We start from the raw sequence: 13,565 nt of genomic DNA, 5'->3' as shown, positions 1-13,565 counted from the left end.
TCGACCTTTAGGGACATGTCCAAGAAGCGCGCACATGTGCTCGTCGCTCTGGTCGTCCTGTGTGGATTCCTGTGCGGTTCCCCGGCGGCGGGTGCCCCTCCCGCCGCCGCGGCCGACTCCCTGTGGTTCGACGGCTCCCCGCTGACCGTGGTGGACGGCCGCTTCGTCGACGCCCACGGCCGCGAGGTCGTGCTGCGCGGCTACAACGTCTCCGGCGAGACCAAGCTGGAGGAGCATGGCGGCCTGCCCTTCGCGTCCGTCGCCGACGCGCGCAGGTCCGCTGTCGCGCTGCGTGCCCTCGGCGGCGGCAACGCGGTGCGCTTCCTGCTGTCCTGGGCGCACGCCGAGCCGCAGCGCGGCCGGGTCGACACCGCCTACCTGGCCGCCGTCACCGATCAGATGCGCGCCTTCCTGGACACCGGCATCCGGGTCTACCCCGACTTCCACCAGGACCTGTACTCGCGCCACCTCTTCGACCCGGACAGCTGGTACACCGGCGACGGCGCCCCCAAGTGGGCCGTGGACGCGGGCGATTACCCCGACGAGTTCTGCGGGATCTGCCTCTTCTGGGGCCAGAACATCACCCAGAACGAGGCGGTGAAGCGGGCGACGTACGACTTCTGGCACAACGCGCACGGCATCCAGGACGCCTTCCTCGCCACGACCGAGCAGACGATGAAGTACGTCGAACAGCACCTCACCGACGAGCAGTTCGCGGGGATCGTCGGCTTCGACCCCTACAACGAGCCGCACGCCGGCACCTACGACCCCGGCCAGGGCAGCCGCGCCTGGGAGCGGGACGTGCTGTGGCCGTTCTACGAGCGCTTCCGGTCCCGGATGGACGCGGCGGGCTGGCAGGACAAGCCCGCCTTCGTCGAGCCGAACCTCTTCTGGAACGCGAACCTCGACTTCCAGCGCCAGGAGGGCGGCCTGCTGGACGCAGGGAAGCTGGGCCCGCGCTATGTCTTCAACACCCACTTCTACGACCAGAAGGCCATCTCGGGCGTCTTCATGTGGGGCAAGGCGAAGGACGGCCAGTACACCGGGGACTTCGGGACCGTCCGGGACCGGGCCGCCGCGACCGGTACGGCGGCGGTGGTCAGCGAGTTCGGCCACCCGCTCAGCGGCACGGTCTCCGACAAGGCGCCGACCGTCCTCAAGGCGATGTACCAGGCCCTCGACTCCCGCCTGCCCGGCTCCGCCTGGTGGACCCGCCCCACCGCGAGCGGCCCCGTGCTGTCGGCCACCCAATGGCAGTGGGACCTCTACAACGGCCGCCACCGCGAGGCGATGAACGGCAACCCCGACAAGATCCTCATCGCCGGTGACGCCTGGAACGACGAGGACCTGTCCGCCGTACGCCTCGACGACACCGGCAAGGTGACGCTCCGTCAGGACGCCCGCCTGCTGGATCGCCTCTACCCGGCCGCCACCGCCGGAACCACGCTCGGCTTCACCTACGAGGACCGCTCCCGTGACGGGTCCACGACGCTGACCTGGAACCCGGTACCGGCCTCGCTGCCGAACGTGGCCCGGCTGGTGGGCTCCGGACAGTACGGCGTCCTGCTGTGGCGCTCCGACGGCGGCCCGGCGCCGACCGAGCTGCACCTCCCGGGGTCCTTCCCGCCCGCCACGACCACCGTGGTCTCCGACCTGGGCACCCTCCACGGCCTGCCCGCCTACACCGCCTCCACCCCGGTTGCCGCCGCCCCCGAACCGGGCGCCACGGGAAGCCGCCGCCTGCTGCTCACCGCACGCGACACGGGCGTTCTGCACTACGTGCTGGTGACCAACGGGGCGACGGCTCCGGCGGCTTCACTGCTTCAGGCGGCCCGCGCCGAACTGGACGCCTGGGCCGCGCTCAGCTAGCCGACGGGCCCGACCAGTCGGCGGGCACCCGGGCCAGGCGCACGCGCTGCGGGTGGTCGCCGACGGGGACCGACACCGTCTTGCGGCCCGTCGCGAAGTCGATGGCGGTGACCTGGTCGGCGCCGCTCTCGGAGATCACGCAGGACTTGCCGTCGCCGCTGACCGTGGCCCAGTAGGGCTTGGCGGCGGTGACGAGCGGGCCCTCCTGGAGGGTGGCGCGGTCGACGACGGTGGCGTAGTCGTCCATCGTGCCCGCCACGCACAGCTTCCTGCCGTCGGGGCTCATCGAGAGGCCGTGGTGGCGCGAGTCGTTGACCCAGGTCGTGCGGTCCTCGCTGGTGGCCGGGTTCTTCGGCAGCACCTTGGTCCGGGTGATCTTGTCGCTCGCCACGTCGTACTCGAAGAAGCCGTTGAAGAACGACACCTGGAAGTAGAGCTTGGACTCGTCGGGGCTGAACGCGGCCGGGCGCACCGCGTCCGAGTACTGGCCGAGCCCGGCCGCGTCCAGGCGCTGCCGCATGTCGATGACCTTCACCTGCCGGAAGGTCGCCGCGTCGACGACGGTGATGCGCCGGTCGCCCTTCGTCCAGTCCAGCCACGGCTCGTCCAGGGCGGTGTTCACGTCGCCGATGGACATGTTCCAGATGTAGCGGCCGTCGCCGGTGAAGACGTTCTCGTGCGGCTTGTCGCCGGTGCCGAAGGAGCCGAGCTGCCGGCCGGTGACGATGTCCAGCACATGCACGGTGTTGGAGGTGGACGCCGAGACCGCGACCTTGGTGCCGTCGGGGGAGACGGCCATGTGGTCGGCGCGGTGACCCGACACGGCGAAGCGCCAGTTGACCGAGCCGGTGGCCAGGTCGAGGGAGACCACATCGGCGAAGCTGGGCCGGGAGACCACCATCGAGCGGCCGTCCGGGGTGGCGTACATGTCGTCGACGAACTGGTCGTGGCCCTCGCCGACACTGTTGCGGATCGCCATGAAGTAGACCCACTTGACCGGGTCGGCGTTGATCTCCGCCATGCGCTGGTCCTTGTCCGGGACGACGTCCACCCGGCCGATCCTCGCGAAGTCGCCCGAGGAGGCGATGACTTCGGCGGTGCCGTCCCAGTTGTTGCCGACGAACAGCACCTCGCGCAGCGCCGCGGGGGAGTCGGCGGACGCGCCGGTCGCGGGGACCGTGGCGGTCAGGGCGAGGGCGGCGGCGACGGTGCACAGGTGCCGGGGGCGGAAGGCAGGCATGGCTGCACTCTCCTCGGGGTGGGGGGCAGTCTGAATACAACGTCGTTCAGAGTTCGACTTACTGGAAAGTAAGGAAGGGTGGCCCTTCTCCACAAGACTGCGTACACGACAAAATTGGCCGTCGGCGGGCCGAGCGGGAGCCCGGCGACGACGGGAGGCACAGTGGCGGGCAGGCTCAAGGGGCCGACCGGCCGCTACGGCGGCAGGTCCGCGCAGGAACGGCAGGCCGAGCGGCGCCGGCGCTTCCTGGACGCGGCGCTTCAGCTCTTCGGCGACACCCCGGGCTACCGCGCCACCACTGTCGCCGCGCTCAGCGAGGCAGCCGGACTGTCGACCCGTCAGTTCTACGAGGAGTTCCGCACCCTGGAGGACGTCCTCGCCGAACTGCACCTTCAGGTCAACGGCTGGGCCGAAGAGGCCGTGCTGGCGGCGGCCGCCGGGGTGGAGGGCAGGCCGCTGGCGGAACGGGCCTCCGCGATCTTCCGGGCGTACGCCGGGAACGTCACCGGCGACCCACGCCGCATCCGCATCACCTTCGTCGAGATCATCGGGGTCAGCCCGCGGCTGGAGGAGCAGCGGCTGGCCCGGCGGGCCCGCTGGGTCGACTTCATCTGCGGCGAGGCGGCCGCCGCCGTGGCCCAGGGGGAGGCCGCACCGAACGACCACCGGCTCGCCGCCACGGCGTTCATCGGCAGCGTCAACGGCCTGCTCCACGACTGGAGCGCGGGCTGGGTGGACGCCACGCTCGACGAGGTGGTCGACGAGCTGGTGCGCCAACTCCTGGCGATCCTGCGGCCGCCCTGAGGCGCCGCGATCAGCCGGCCGCCACGACGGCCCAGGCAGCGGCTCCGCGAACAGCGGGCCGCCACGACGGGCCCACGCAGCGGCGCCGTCACGCCGACCGGTCGTTGGCGGCCCCCAAGTGGCTCACCCGGCCAGCCGGTTCACCGCCTCCAGCACCGGAGCCACCCCGTCCTCCGCGCGGACGCGTACGCCGAGGGCCTGCGCCCGGGCCCGGTGGGCCGGGTCGCCGACGGCTCGGGTCAGGGCCGCGGCGAGGAAGTCGGCCGTCACCCGCCGCAGCGGCAGCGCGCAGGGCGCCACGCCCAGCGTGACCAGGCGGGACGCCCAGAAGGTCTCGTCGAACTGGACGGGCAGCGGCACCGCGGGCACCCCGGCGCGCAGCCCGGCCGCGGTCGTGCCGGCACCCGCGTGATGGACCACCGCGGCCATGTGCGGGAACAGCGCCGAGTGGGCCACCTCACCGATGGTCAGCATGTCGTCCGCGTCCGCCGCGAGTCCGCCCCAGCCGCGCTGGATCACCCCGCGCAGCCCGGCCCGCCGCAGCGCCGCGACGACCAGCGCGCTCATCCGTCCGGCGTCGGGCACGGTCGCGCTGCCCAGCCCGACGAACACCGGCGGCGGCCCGGCGTCGAGGAACGCCCGCACCTCCGCGGGAAGCCCGGCGTCGGCGTCGTACGGCCACCAGTACCCGGCGATGTCGAGGCCCGGCCGCCAGTCCCGCGGCCGGGGCACCACCAGCGGGCTGAACCCGTGCTGCACCGGCCAGCCCCGCCGCTCCCGGTCGCGGCGCAGGGTGCCCGGGCGTGCGGCGGGCAGCCCCAGCCGGGCCCGTACCGCGGGGACGGCCGCCGCGAAGACCTGCTCCACGGCGAGGTTCACCCCGTGCCCGGCGAGCCGGTTGCCGGGCCCGCCGAAGGACCGGTCGCCCAGCAGCGGCGGCCCGAACTCCCGCGTGGGTGCGATCGGTTGGAGGTAGACGCCGAGGCTCGGCAGCCTCAGCCCCTCCGCGACGGCCACCCCCAGCGGGGCGATCGCCCCGGCGAGCAGCAGCAGATCGCTCGCGCGGGCGGCCGTCACCAGGTCCTCCGTCATCCGCCCGACCAGCGCCCGCGCCATCGACACCACCCGCAGCAGCTTCCCCGCGCCGGTCGCGCTGCGGTGCAGGGCGCGTCCGCGCGGGGAGTGCAGTTCGGCCTGCGGATCGACCGGCAGCGGGTGGAACCGGAGCCCCGCCCGGGAGGTGAGCTGCTCGAAGCGGGCATGTGTCACCAGGGTGACGTCGTGGCCTGCGTCCAGCAGACCGTGTCCGAGACCGGTGAAGGGGGCCACGTCGCCCCGGGAGCCCGCCGTCATGATCGCGATGCGCACATGCATCAGTATGGGGGTGGCTTGTGCTCGTCGGCGGCTGCCCGTCGTGCGTGGTTGCCCGCGCCGTTCCCCGCGCCGCTAGGGAGTCAGGCCCCGAGCTGGCTGATCGCCGCGTCCACCGTCTGCTCCAGCAGCGTGGCGATCGTCATCGGGCCGACGCCGCCCGGCACCGGGGTGATCAGCGAGGCACGCTCCACGGCCGACTCGAAGTCGACGTCACCCACGTTGCCCGGGTTGTAGCCGGCGTCGATCACGACCGCGCCGGGCTTGATGTCCTGGCCCTTGATCAGCCGCGGCCGGCCGACGGCGGCGACCACGATGTCCGCCTCGCGCACGGCCGCCGACAGGTCCGCGGTGCGCGAGTGGCAGTACGTCACCGTCGCGTCGCGGGCGAGCAGCAGCATGCCGGCCGGCTTGCCCAGAATGGCGCTGCGGCCGACCACCACCGCGCGCTTGCCGGACGGGTCGACGCCGTACGCGTCGAGCAGCCGCATGATGCCGCCGGGCGTGCAGGACACGAAGCCCGGCAGGCCGAAGCTCATCGTGGCGAACGAGGCGAAGGTGACGCCGTCGACGTCCTTCTCCGGCGCGATCGCCTCGAACGCGGCCCGCTCGTCGATGTGTTCGCCCATCGGGTGCTGGAGCAGGATGCCGTGCACGGTGGGGTCGGCGGACAGCGCCCGCAGCGTGCCGACCAGCTCCTCGGTGGTGGTCGCGGCGGGCAGCTCCACGTGCCGGGAGCCGATGCCGGCCTTGCGGCAGCGGTTCTGCTTCATCCGGACGTACGTCACGGAGGCGGGGTCCTCGCCGACCAGCACGGTCGCGAGACAGGGGGCGGTGCCGGTGCGCTCGGTGAGGTCCGCCGCGCGCTTGGCGGTCTCCTCGACGATCCCGCGGGCGAGCGAGGTGCCGTCCATGAGCCGTGCCTGAGTCATGATCCACTCCTGAGCTGATCGGTCTCGTCGCCCAGGCGCACGGCATTCACTGGTGTCGGCCCGCTCCCCGGTGGTGCTCCACCTCAGCGCCAGTCACGGGCCCACGGACACCTTAACCGAGACGTGCGGCGGCCCGGCCGGGGCCCCTCGCCACAGGGTCCCGGCCAGGTGACGGGGGCGACTCCTACTCGTCCCAGGCCTGGATCATGATCTGTTCGGCGATCTTCCCGTCGCGCAGGGTGATCATCGACTCGGACAGGACACGGACCCCGTCCGCGTACTCGCAGGACTCGCTGTAGGCGGCGCGGTCGCCCTGGACGACGCACCCCTCCAGCTTGTGGGTCATGTCGCGGCCGTAGACGTCCTCGAGCATCGCGCCGATCTCGGAGCGGCCGTGCATGACCTTCGGGTGGCTGGGCTGGGTGTTGCGGTCGACGATCCGTAGCTCCGCGTCATTGGCGTAGAGCTCCAGAAGGTCCTGCGACGACTGTCCTTCCAGGCCCCGGCGCAGGGTGTCGGCGCTGAAGGCGGGGCTCGTGCTGGTGCCCATGATGAACCTCCTCCGAAGCGGGCGACCCGGCGGGCTGCGGGCCACCGAAGCCTCCTCTACGAGCGTCCTCCGGCCCATGGGGCACGGCAAGCGCGGGGGCAGGCGGCTTCCGGGGAGGGCGGCGCGGTGACGCGCTCCTCCTGACGGGTGAGCGCGGCGCGGCGGCCGTGTCCGGAGCCGGGGCGGCCGCGTTGCTGAGGGCATGATCTCAACTCGCCGTATCCTCGCCGCCGCATGTCTCGCCGCCGGGGTCACCGCACTCGCCGCCCCCTCGGCGGGCGCGGCCGAGACGGACGCCAAGGCAGGCAGCAGCCTGAGCCCGATCGCCCTGCTGGACGCGCTCGCCACCAGCGACATCCCCGAGTCGCACCGGGGCGCGCTCCCGCGGCCCTCCCAGCAGCTCGCGCAGCTCAACCGTGTGCCGAGCGACCTCGACCAGCTGCACCAGATCACCGACCTGGCCGCGCCGGTCACCGGCCTGCTGCCCGGCCTCCAGACCTGACCCCGCCCGCTTCGGCCCGCCCGGCCGCGTCCGTGCCCCGGACGCGGCCGGGCGCGTTGTGTGCCGGTGTCCGCTCCCCGCCCGGTGATCGCGCGTAGGGTCGGAGCAGGGAGACAACGCCCGCCGACGGAAGGGACCCAGCAGCCATGGCGCAGGAAGTACGCGGCGTGATCGCACCCGGCAAGGACGAGCCGGTCCGCCTGGAGACGATCGTCGTGCCGGACCCCGGACCGGGCGAGGCCGTGGTGCGGATCCAGGCCTGCGGTGTCTGCCACACCGATCTGCACTACAAACAGGGCGGCATCAGCGACGACTTCCCCTTCCTGCTCGGCCACGAGGCCGCGGGAGTCGTCGAGTCGGTCGGCGACGGCGTGAGCGACGTGGCGCCGGGTGACTTCGTGATCCTCAACTGGCGTGCGGTGTGCGGGCGTTGCCGGGCCTGTCTGCGCGGCCGCCCCTGGTACTGCTTCGACACCCACAACGCGAAGCAGCGCATGACCCTCGCCTCGACCGGCCAGGAGCTCATCCCCGCCCTCGGCATCGGCGCGTTCGCCGAGAAGACCCTGGTCGCCGCGGGCCAGTGCACCAAGGTCGACCCCGAGGTGTCCCCGGCCGTCGCCGGACTGCTGGGCTGCGGGGTGATGGCCGGGATCGGCGCCGCGATCAACACGGGCAACGTCGGCCGGGGCGACTCCGTCGCGGTCATCGGCTGCGGCGGGGTCGGTGACGCGGCGATCGCCGGGTCGCACCTGGCCGGGGCGGCGACGATCATCGCCGTCGACATCGACGACCGCAAGCTGGACAAGGCCCGCACGATGGGCGCCACCCACACCGTCAACTCCCGCGACACCGACCCCGTCGAGGCGATCCGCGAGCTGACCGGCGGCTTCGGCGCCGACGTGGTCATCGAGGCGGTCGGCCGCCCCGAGACGTACCGGCAGGCCTTCTACGCCCGTGACCTGGCCGGCACGGTCGTCCTGGTCGGCGTACCGACACCGGAGATGAAGCTCGAACTGCCCCTGCTGGACGTCTTCGGACGGGGCGGCGCCCTGAAGTCCTCCTGGTACGGCGACTGTCTGCCCTCCCGCGACTTCCCCATGCTGATCGACCTCCACCGCCAAGGCCGCCTGGACCTCGGCGCGTTCGTGACGGAGACCATCCAACTCGACGAGGTGGAGAAGGCGTTCGAGCGGATGCACCACGGCGACGTCCTGCGCTCGGTGGTGGTGCTGTGATGGCCCCGCGCATCGAACGCCTGGTCACCTCGGGGCAGTTCACCCTCGACGGCGGAAGCTGGGACGTCGACAACAACGTCTGGCTGGTCGGCGACGACCACGAGGTCGTCGTCATCGACGCCGCGCACGACGCCGACGCCATCGCCGAGGCGGTCGGCGACCGGCGGCTGACCGCCATCGTCTGCACCCACGCCCACAACGACCACATCGACGCCGCCCCCGCCCTCGCCGAGCGCACCGGCGCCGTGATCTGGCTGCACCGCGACGACCTGCCCCTGTGGAAGCAGACCCACCCCGAGCGGGAGCCGGACGCCTGGCTGCGCGACGGGCAGGTCATCGAGGCCGCGGGTGCCGACCTCAGGGTCCTGCACACACCCGGCCACGCGCCCGGCGCGGTCTGCCTGTACGACCCCGGCCTGGGGGCGGTCTTCACCGGTGACACGCTGTTCCAGGGCGGGCCGGGTGCCACGGGCCGGTCCTGGTCCCACTTCCCCACGATCATCGACTCGATCCGCAACCGGCTGCTCGGCCTCCCGCCCGAGACGAAGGTGCTCACGGGACACGGCGACCCCACCACCATCGGGGCGGAGGCACCGCACCTTCAGGAGTGGATCGACCGCGGCCACTGAATCGACCGCGGCCACTGACATGATCGCCTGTATGACGACGAACACGCTCGAGACCCTGCACGGCGTCCGCGTGCTGCGCTGCGCCCCCGAAGGACCCCTTCTGGACGGCGAGAGCGCGGCGCTGGACCTGATCGGCGACGCCTTCGGCCAGGACGCCACGCTGGTCGCCGTCCCCGTCGAGCGGGTGCCGCAGGAGTTCTTCCGGCTGCGCACGGGCGTCGCGGGCGCTGTGATGCAGAAGTTCGTCACCTACCGGGTGCGGCTCGCCGTCGTCGGGGACGTGTCCCGGCAGGCCGCCGAGAGCGGCGCGCTGCGCGACTTCCTGCGCGAGACGAACGAGGGCGGTCACATCTGGTTCGTGCCCGACTACGACGAACTGGGGGAGAAGCTGCGCGCGGCCGGGTGAACCCGCGGCAAAAGGCGACAGAAGATGTCCGGTTTCCCCGGCACTCTCGCATCGACACGTAGGAAACACGAGGTCGGGAGCCGGACATGGACAAGCCGTTGCAGGGCAAGGTGGCGCTCGTCGCCGGGGCGACCCGTGGCGCGGGCCGCGGGATCGCCGTCGAACTGGGGGCGGCGGGAGCCACCGTGTACGTCACCGGGCGCACCACCCGCTCACGCCGTTCCGAGTACGACCGGCCCGAGACCGTCGAGGGCACCGCCGACCTGGTCACCGAGGCGGGCGGCGAGGGTGTCGCCGTACCCACCGACCACCTCGAACCCGGCCAGGTACGGGCCCTGGTGGAGCGCATCGACGCCGAGCAGGGGCACCTGGACGTGCTGGTGAACGACATCTGGGGCGGCGAGCATCTCTTCGCGTGGGAGACGCCCGTCTGGGAGCACGACCTCGACAAGGGCCTCAGGCTGCTCCGGCTCGCCGTCGAGACGCACGCGATCACCAGCCATCACGCGCTGCCCCTGCTGCTGCGCCGGCCCGGCGGGCTGGTCGTGGAGATGACCGACGGCACCGCCGAGTACAACGGCGCCACCTACCGCAACTCCTTCTTCTACGACCTCGCCAAGGCGTCCGTCCTGCGCATGGGCTTCTCCCTCGGCCATGAACTCGGCCCGCGCGGGGCGACCGCGGTCGCGCTCACGCCGGGCTGGCTGCGCTCGGAGATGATGCTGGACGCCTTCGGGGTGCGCGAGGACAACTGGCGCGACGCGCTGGACAAGCAGCCGCACTTCGCCATCTCGGAGACCCCGCGCTATGTCGGCCGGGCCGTCGCCGCGCTCGCCGCCGACCCGGAGGTCGCCCGCTTCAACGGCAAGTCCCTGTCCAGCGGTGGTCTCGCCCAGGTCTACGGCTTCACCGACCTCGACGGCAGCCGCCCCGACGCCTGGCGGTACCTGGTCGAGGTCGCGGACAAGGGCAGGCCCGCCGACACGACCGGCTACCGCTGATCCCCGGCCGCCGGCACCGACCAGCGGGCCGGATGCCCGGGCGGCAGCGCCAGATCCTCGCGTACGGCGCCGTAGTAGGCCTGCCGGGCGGACCGCTGCCGCTCCATCAGCGCCTGCCAGGCCTCCGGGTCCCGGGTCCCGGCCCGCAGGAACGCCTCCATCTCCAGCACGACGACGACCCACTCGCGCGCCAGCTCCACGACCTCGGCGCTGCCGAGCATGAGCAGCGCCTCGCCGACCGGGTCCCGGCCGGCCGTGGCCTCCGCCAGCAGCGGCTCGGCCTCCTGCGGGGACAGCGGGTGCGGATGCGGGTCGTTGCCCAGGTGCGCGGCCACCCGGTAGGTGAGGGTGACGGTCCGCTTCACCGCCCGCGCGTAGTCCGAGTACACCGCGAGTCGCCGCTCCTCCCACCGCGCGGCCCGCTCCCGCCGGAAGCGGGCGCCGTCGCTGCGGACGACCGCCAGATAGGAACCGAGGGCGCCGATCACGACACCGAGGAGCGTGGGCAGTTGCTGAAGAAACGTGGATGCGGCCGACATGGACGCACCGTACCAACTCGGAAGCGTTGCTTAAGGGTTGGTGGGCATTCTTTTCACTTGTCCTGCGAGGTGCGGTCGGGCAGCGTGCTGGTGTGCACAACGACGAACGAGCTTCCTCGCCCTGGCGCATCCGTGACTTCCGTACGCTCTTCACCGCCACTATGCTCAGCCAACTCGGCACGAACGTCGGCTATGTGGCCGTCCCGCTGGTCGCCGTCGCCGCGCTCGACGCGAGCCCCGGACAGGTGGGCGCGCTGGCCGCGCTCAGCACGCTGGCGTTCCTGCTCATCGGGCTGCCCGCCGGTGCCTGGGTCGACCGGATGCGCCACCGCCGGGTGCTGATCGGCGCCGACCTGGCCCGCGCCGCCCTCAACGCCTCCGTGTCGATCGCCTGGTGGCTCGACGCGCTCACCCTCGGCCACCTCTACGCGGTCGTGCTGCTGACCGGCTGCGCGACGGTGTTCTTCGACGTCGGCTCGCAGAGCACGCTGCCCCAACTGGTCGGCCGGGAGGCGCTGGTGGGCGCCAACGCCGCCGTGGTCAGCCTGCAGGCGGTGAGCAACATCGCCGGACGCGGCGCGGGCGGCGGACTCGTGCAGTTCCTGACCGCGCCCGTCGCCGTGCTGTTCACGGCCGTCGCCCATCTAGCCTCGGCGCTGCGGCTCACCGCCGTCGGCGCACGGCGCCAGCCGCCCGCGCAGCCCCGCGAGACGCGCCTGCGGGCGCAGATCGCCGAGGGCCTGCGGCATGTCCTCGGCAACGCCGAGCTGCGCGCCCTCGCGCTCACCGCTGCCCTCACCAACCTCGGCGTGCAGATCGTCAACACCATGCTGCCGCTCCTCTTCGTCCGTGAACTCGGCCTCTCCGCGAGCGCTCTCGGCCTGTTCTGGGCCGTCGGCGGCCTGGGCGTGCTGCTCGGCGCCCGCTGCGCCCGCCCGCTGGCAGCCCGCCTCGGCCACGGCCGCACCCAGGTGGTCACCGGGCTGCTCCTGGCCCCCGCCGCGCTGCTGGTGCCGCTCATCGGGCGCGGGCCGGGGCTGTGGCTGGCGGGTGCCGGCTGGGTGCTGTCGATGGCCAAGATCGGCACGGCGAACGTGCTCGGGGTGAGCCTGCGCCAGCGGATGACGCCGGACGCCCTGCTCGGCCGTATGAACGCCACCTTCCGGTTCATGCTCACCGGCGCGCTCGCCGTCGGGGCCGCCCTGTCCGGGCTGCTGGGCGAGCTGGTGGGGGTGAGCGCGACGCTGTGGGTGGGCGCCGCGGTGCTGGCGGCCTCTTTCCTGCCGCTGCTGCTCTCGCCGGTGCGTTCCCGTCGCGAGCTTCCGCAGCGGCAGCCCGAGGGATCGACGGTCACCGAGACGGCGCGGACTTGAGGGCGTGCGCATCGGGGTCGTAATGTCACCGTTTCGTCGCGAAGCGGGCGAGGGGGCAACCACGGCCTGCCGATGCCGGTCTAGTGGTCAGAGTCGCGCGGTGTGCGTGCAGTGCAGGGGACTACGGGAGGGCGAGTGCTCATGGGGGACATACGCAGACGAGGGGCGGCCGTCGTCGGGACCGGCGCGCTGGTGGTGCCGCTGGCGATCGGCCTGGGGGCCGCGCCCGCGCAGGCCGCGAGCTGCACCACATCGACCGGCCCCTACCAGAAGCAGGTCGAGAAGTTCCTCGGCCTGCCCGTCGACGGCAGGCAGTCGCCGACCGACTGCCAGAAGATCAAGGCCTTCCAGGACAAGCACGGCATCAAGCCGAACATCGGCTACGCCGGCCCCGTCACCTGGGGTGTGATGGACCTCATGCTCAAGCAGAAGGCCGTCGGCACCAACCCCAACCGCGACGGCAGGTGCCCCACCAACAAGGGGCGGATCGCCTGTGTGAACCTCACGCTCCAGCTCAGCTGGGTCCAGGACGGCAGCCGCCTGGTGTACGGCCCCGTCCCGGTGCGCACCGGCCGTGACGGCTACGAGACCCGCACCGGCCTGAAGAAGATCTACTGGCGTGACATCGACCACGTGTCGAGCATCTACAACGTGCCCATGCCCTACAGCCAGTTCTTCGACGGCGGCCAGGCCTTCCACTCGGTCAACCTCAGCATGTGGAACCCGCCCGGCTCGCACGGCTGCGTCAACATGACCACCACCACGGCGAAGAAGTACTGGTCGCTGCTGAGGAACGGCGACGACGTGTACGTGTACGGCCGCAAGCCGGGCACCTGACGCGCCAGTTGGACGTGATCAGCAACACGGTCCGTTATGTCCGGTTTGTACGTCATTACTCACACGGTCTTCACCTTCGGAGCCGTATGCTTCACAGCATGTCCACCACTGTTGAACCCGTCTCCGAGAGATCGGCCGCGGAGGTCAACGAGGAGATCCGGGCGCTGTGGCGCCGGTCGGGCGGGACACTGACCGTCGAGCAGCGCGAGGAGTACCAGCGGCTCGTGATGGAGTGGGCCGCCGTGGCCACGCAGCAGGAGCGGGTGGCCTGAGAGCC

At 72.2% G+C, this 13,565-nt stretch carries 15 protein-coding genes and 1 riboswitch; of the genes, 10 read left to right on the top strand and 5 right to left on the bottom strand.

Annotated elements, in window-relative coordinates:
* The first annotated feature begins 15 nt into the window (after positions 1–15).
* Positions 16–1,869, top strand: coding sequence for a cellulase family glycosylhydrolase (locus tag ACIQ6Y_RS00745; RefSeq protein ID WP_404030876.1), 1,854 nt, complete (start codon positions 16–18; stop codon positions 1,867–1,869).
* Here the strand turns inward: ACIQ6Y_RS00745 and ACIQ6Y_RS00740 are convergent.
* Positions 1,862–3,109 carry a YncE family protein gene (locus ACIQ6Y_RS00740; protein ID WP_404030874.1) on the bottom strand — a complete coding sequence of 416 codons (1,248 nt, stop codon included), beginning with the start codon at positions 3,107–3,109 and terminating at the stop codon, positions 1,862–1,864. The two genes, ACIQ6Y_RS00745 and ACIQ6Y_RS00740, sit on opposite strands and share 8 nt — an antisense overlap.
* Positions 3,110–3,271: 162 nt before the next feature.
* Between ACIQ6Y_RS00740 and ACIQ6Y_RS00735 the strand changes: the two genes are divergently transcribed.
* Entirely contained in the window at positions 3,272–3,913 is a 642-nt protein-coding gene (locus tag ACIQ6Y_RS00735) for a TetR/AcrR family transcriptional regulator (protein WP_404030872.1), read from the top strand.
* Between the two features lie 123 nt (positions 3,914–4,036).
* Here the strand turns inward: ACIQ6Y_RS00735 and ACIQ6Y_RS00730 are convergent, their stop codons facing one another.
* The 3 genes from ACIQ6Y_RS00730 to ACIQ6Y_RS00720 form a co-directional block, all read right to left on the bottom strand.
* Positions 4,037–5,266 carry a glycosyltransferase gene (locus ACIQ6Y_RS00730; RefSeq protein WP_404033629.1) on the bottom strand — a complete coding sequence of 410 codons (1,230 nt, stop codon included), beginning with the start codon at positions 5,264–5,266 and terminating at the stop codon, positions 4,037–4,039.
* A 101-nt stretch (positions 5,267–5,367) separates the two neighbouring features.
* The gene (locus tag ACIQ6Y_RS00725; protein ID WP_404030869.1) at positions 5,368–6,216 is read right to left on the bottom strand and encodes a bifunctional 5,10-methylenetetrahydrofolate dehydrogenase/5,10-methenyltetrahydrofolate cyclohydrolase; all 849 of its coding nucleotides are present in this window, start codon (positions 6,214–6,216) and stop codon (positions 5,368–5,370) included.
* Between the two features lie 22 nt (positions 6,217–6,238).
* Positions 6,239–6,323: riboswitch (ZMP/ZTP riboswitch) on the bottom strand.
* Between the two features lie 77 nt (positions 6,324–6,400).
* Positions 6,401–6,766, bottom strand: a complete 366-nt coding sequence (locus ACIQ6Y_RS00720) for a nuclear transport factor 2 family protein (RefSeq protein ID WP_404030867.1) — start codon at positions 6,764–6,766, stop codon at positions 6,401–6,403.
* A 202-nt stretch (positions 6,767–6,968) separates the two neighbouring features.
* On the opposite strand from ACIQ6Y_RS00720, the gene ACIQ6Y_RS00715 reads away from it, so the two are divergent.
* The 5 genes from ACIQ6Y_RS00715 to ACIQ6Y_RS00695 all read left to right on the top strand — a co-directional run bounded on the left by ACIQ6Y_RS00715 (position 6,969) and on the right by ACIQ6Y_RS00695 (position 10,539).
* A complete protein-coding gene (locus ACIQ6Y_RS00715) occupies positions 6,969–7,268 on the top strand; it encodes a hypothetical protein (protein ID WP_404030864.1) in 300 nt (99 codons plus the stop codon).
* Positions 7,269–7,414: 146 nt separating this feature from the next.
* Entirely contained in the window at positions 7,415–8,503 is a 1,089-nt protein-coding gene (locus ACIQ6Y_RS00710; protein ID WP_404030861.1) for an S-(hydroxymethyl)mycothiol dehydrogenase, read from the top strand.
* Positions 8,503–9,132: an MBL fold metallo-hydrolase gene (locus ACIQ6Y_RS00705; RefSeq protein ID WP_404030858.1), complete on the top strand. Its 630-nt coding sequence runs from the start codon at positions 8,503–8,505 to the stop codon at positions 9,130–9,132. Before ACIQ6Y_RS00710 ends, ACIQ6Y_RS00705 begins: the two co-directional genes overlap by 1 nt.
* 31 nt (positions 9,133–9,163) lie before the next feature.
* Positions 9,164–9,538: a DUF4180 domain-containing protein gene (locus tag ACIQ6Y_RS00700; RefSeq protein ID WP_404030855.1), complete on the top strand. Its 375-nt coding sequence runs from the start codon at positions 9,164–9,166 to the stop codon at positions 9,536–9,538.
* A gap of 86 nt (positions 9,539–9,624) precedes the next feature.
* The gene (locus tag ACIQ6Y_RS00695; protein ID WP_404030853.1) at positions 9,625–10,539 is read left to right on the top strand and encodes an SDR family oxidoreductase; all 915 of its coding nucleotides are present in this window, start codon (positions 9,625–9,627) and stop codon (positions 10,537–10,539) included.
* Here ACIQ6Y_RS00695 and ACIQ6Y_RS00690 read toward each other — a convergent pair.
* Positions 10,530–11,078, bottom strand: a complete 549-nt coding sequence (locus tag ACIQ6Y_RS00690) for a hypothetical protein (protein WP_404030849.1) — start codon at positions 11,076–11,078, stop codon at positions 10,530–10,532. The genes ACIQ6Y_RS00695 and ACIQ6Y_RS00690 overlap by 10 nt on opposite strands.
* A gap of 161 nt (positions 11,079–11,239) precedes the next feature.
* Between ACIQ6Y_RS00690 and ACIQ6Y_RS00685 the strand changes: the two genes are divergently transcribed.
* The 3 genes from ACIQ6Y_RS00685 (at position 11,240) to ACIQ6Y_RS00675 (ending at position 13,560) form a co-directional block, all read left to right on the top strand.
* The gene (locus ACIQ6Y_RS00685; protein ID WP_404033627.1) at positions 11,240–12,451 is read left to right on the top strand and encodes an MFS transporter; all 1,212 of its coding nucleotides are present in this window, start codon (positions 11,240–11,242) and stop codon (positions 12,449–12,451) included.
* Positions 12,452–12,592: 141 nt separating this feature from the next.
* Positions 12,593–13,288 carry a L,D-transpeptidase family protein gene (locus ACIQ6Y_RS00680; RefSeq protein ID WP_404030847.1) on the top strand — a complete coding sequence of 232 codons (696 nt, stop codon included), beginning with the start codon at positions 12,593–12,595 and terminating at the stop codon, positions 13,286–13,288.
* An 86-nt stretch (positions 13,289–13,374) separates the two neighbouring features.
* Entirely contained in the window at positions 13,375–13,560 is a 186-nt protein-coding gene (locus ACIQ6Y_RS00675) for a hypothetical protein (RefSeq protein WP_404030844.1), read from the top strand.
* Positions 13,561–13,565: the final 5 nt, after the last annotated feature.

Source organism: Streptomyces sp. NPDC096205 (genome assembly GCF_044763135.1).
In the GTDB taxonomy this organism is placed as follows: Bacteria; Actinomycetota; Actinomycetes; order Streptomycetales; family Streptomycetaceae; genus Streptomyces.
The sequence above is the reverse complement of the archived record's forward strand: the minus strand, read 5'-3'. Positions and strand labels throughout refer to the sequence as shown.

Excerpts from the sequence above, each read along its gene's own strand:
- ACIQ6Y_RS00745 (WP_404030876.1), top strand. The coding sequence starts at position 16 with ATGTCCAAGAAGCGCGCACATGTGCTCGTCGCTCTGGTCGTCCTGTGT.
- ACIQ6Y_RS00740 (WP_404030874.1), bottom strand. The coding sequence starts at position 3,109 with ATGCCTGCCTTCCGCCCCCGGCACCTGTGCACCGTCGCCGCCGCCCTC.
- ACIQ6Y_RS00730 (WP_404033629.1), bottom strand. The coding sequence starts at position 5,266 with ATGACGGCGGGCTCCCGGGGCGACGTGGCCCCCTTCACCGGTCTCGGA.
- ACIQ6Y_RS00725 (WP_404030869.1), bottom strand. The coding sequence starts at position 6,216 with ATGACTCAGGCACGGCTCATGGACGGCACCTCGCTCGCCCGCGGGATC.
- ACIQ6Y_RS00720 (WP_404030867.1), bottom strand. The coding sequence starts at position 6,766 with ATGGGCACCAGCACGAGCCCCGCCTTCAGCGCCGACACCCTGCGCCGG.
- ACIQ6Y_RS00715 (WP_404030864.1), top strand. The coding sequence starts at position 6,969 with ATGATCTCAACTCGCCGTATCCTCGCCGCCGCATGTCTCGCCGCCGGG.
- ACIQ6Y_RS00710 (WP_404030861.1), top strand. The coding sequence starts at position 7,415 with ATGGCGCAGGAAGTACGCGGCGTGATCGCACCCGGCAAGGACGAGCCG.
- ACIQ6Y_RS00705 (WP_404030858.1), top strand. The coding sequence starts at position 8,503 with ATGGCCCCGCGCATCGAACGCCTGGTCACCTCGGGGCAGTTCACCCTC.
- ACIQ6Y_RS00700 (WP_404030855.1), top strand. The coding sequence starts at position 9,164 with ATGACGACGAACACGCTCGAGACCCTGCACGGCGTCCGCGTGCTGCGC.
- ACIQ6Y_RS00695 (WP_404030853.1), top strand. The coding sequence starts at position 9,625 with ATGGACAAGCCGTTGCAGGGCAAGGTGGCGCTCGTCGCCGGGGCGACC.
- ACIQ6Y_RS00690 (WP_404030849.1), bottom strand. The coding sequence starts at position 11,078 with ATGTCGGCCGCATCCACGTTTCTTCAGCAACTGCCCACGCTCCTCGGT.
- ACIQ6Y_RS00685 (WP_404033627.1), top strand. The coding sequence starts at position 11,240 with ATGCTCAGCCAACTCGGCACGAACGTCGGCTATGTGGCCGTCCCGCTG.
- ACIQ6Y_RS00680 (WP_404030847.1), top strand. The coding sequence starts at position 12,593 with ATGGGGGACATACGCAGACGAGGGGCGGCCGTCGTCGGGACCGGCGCG.
- ACIQ6Y_RS00675 (WP_404030844.1), top strand. The coding sequence starts at position 13,375 with ATGCTTCACAGCATGTCCACCACTGTTGAACCCGTCTCCGAGAGATCG.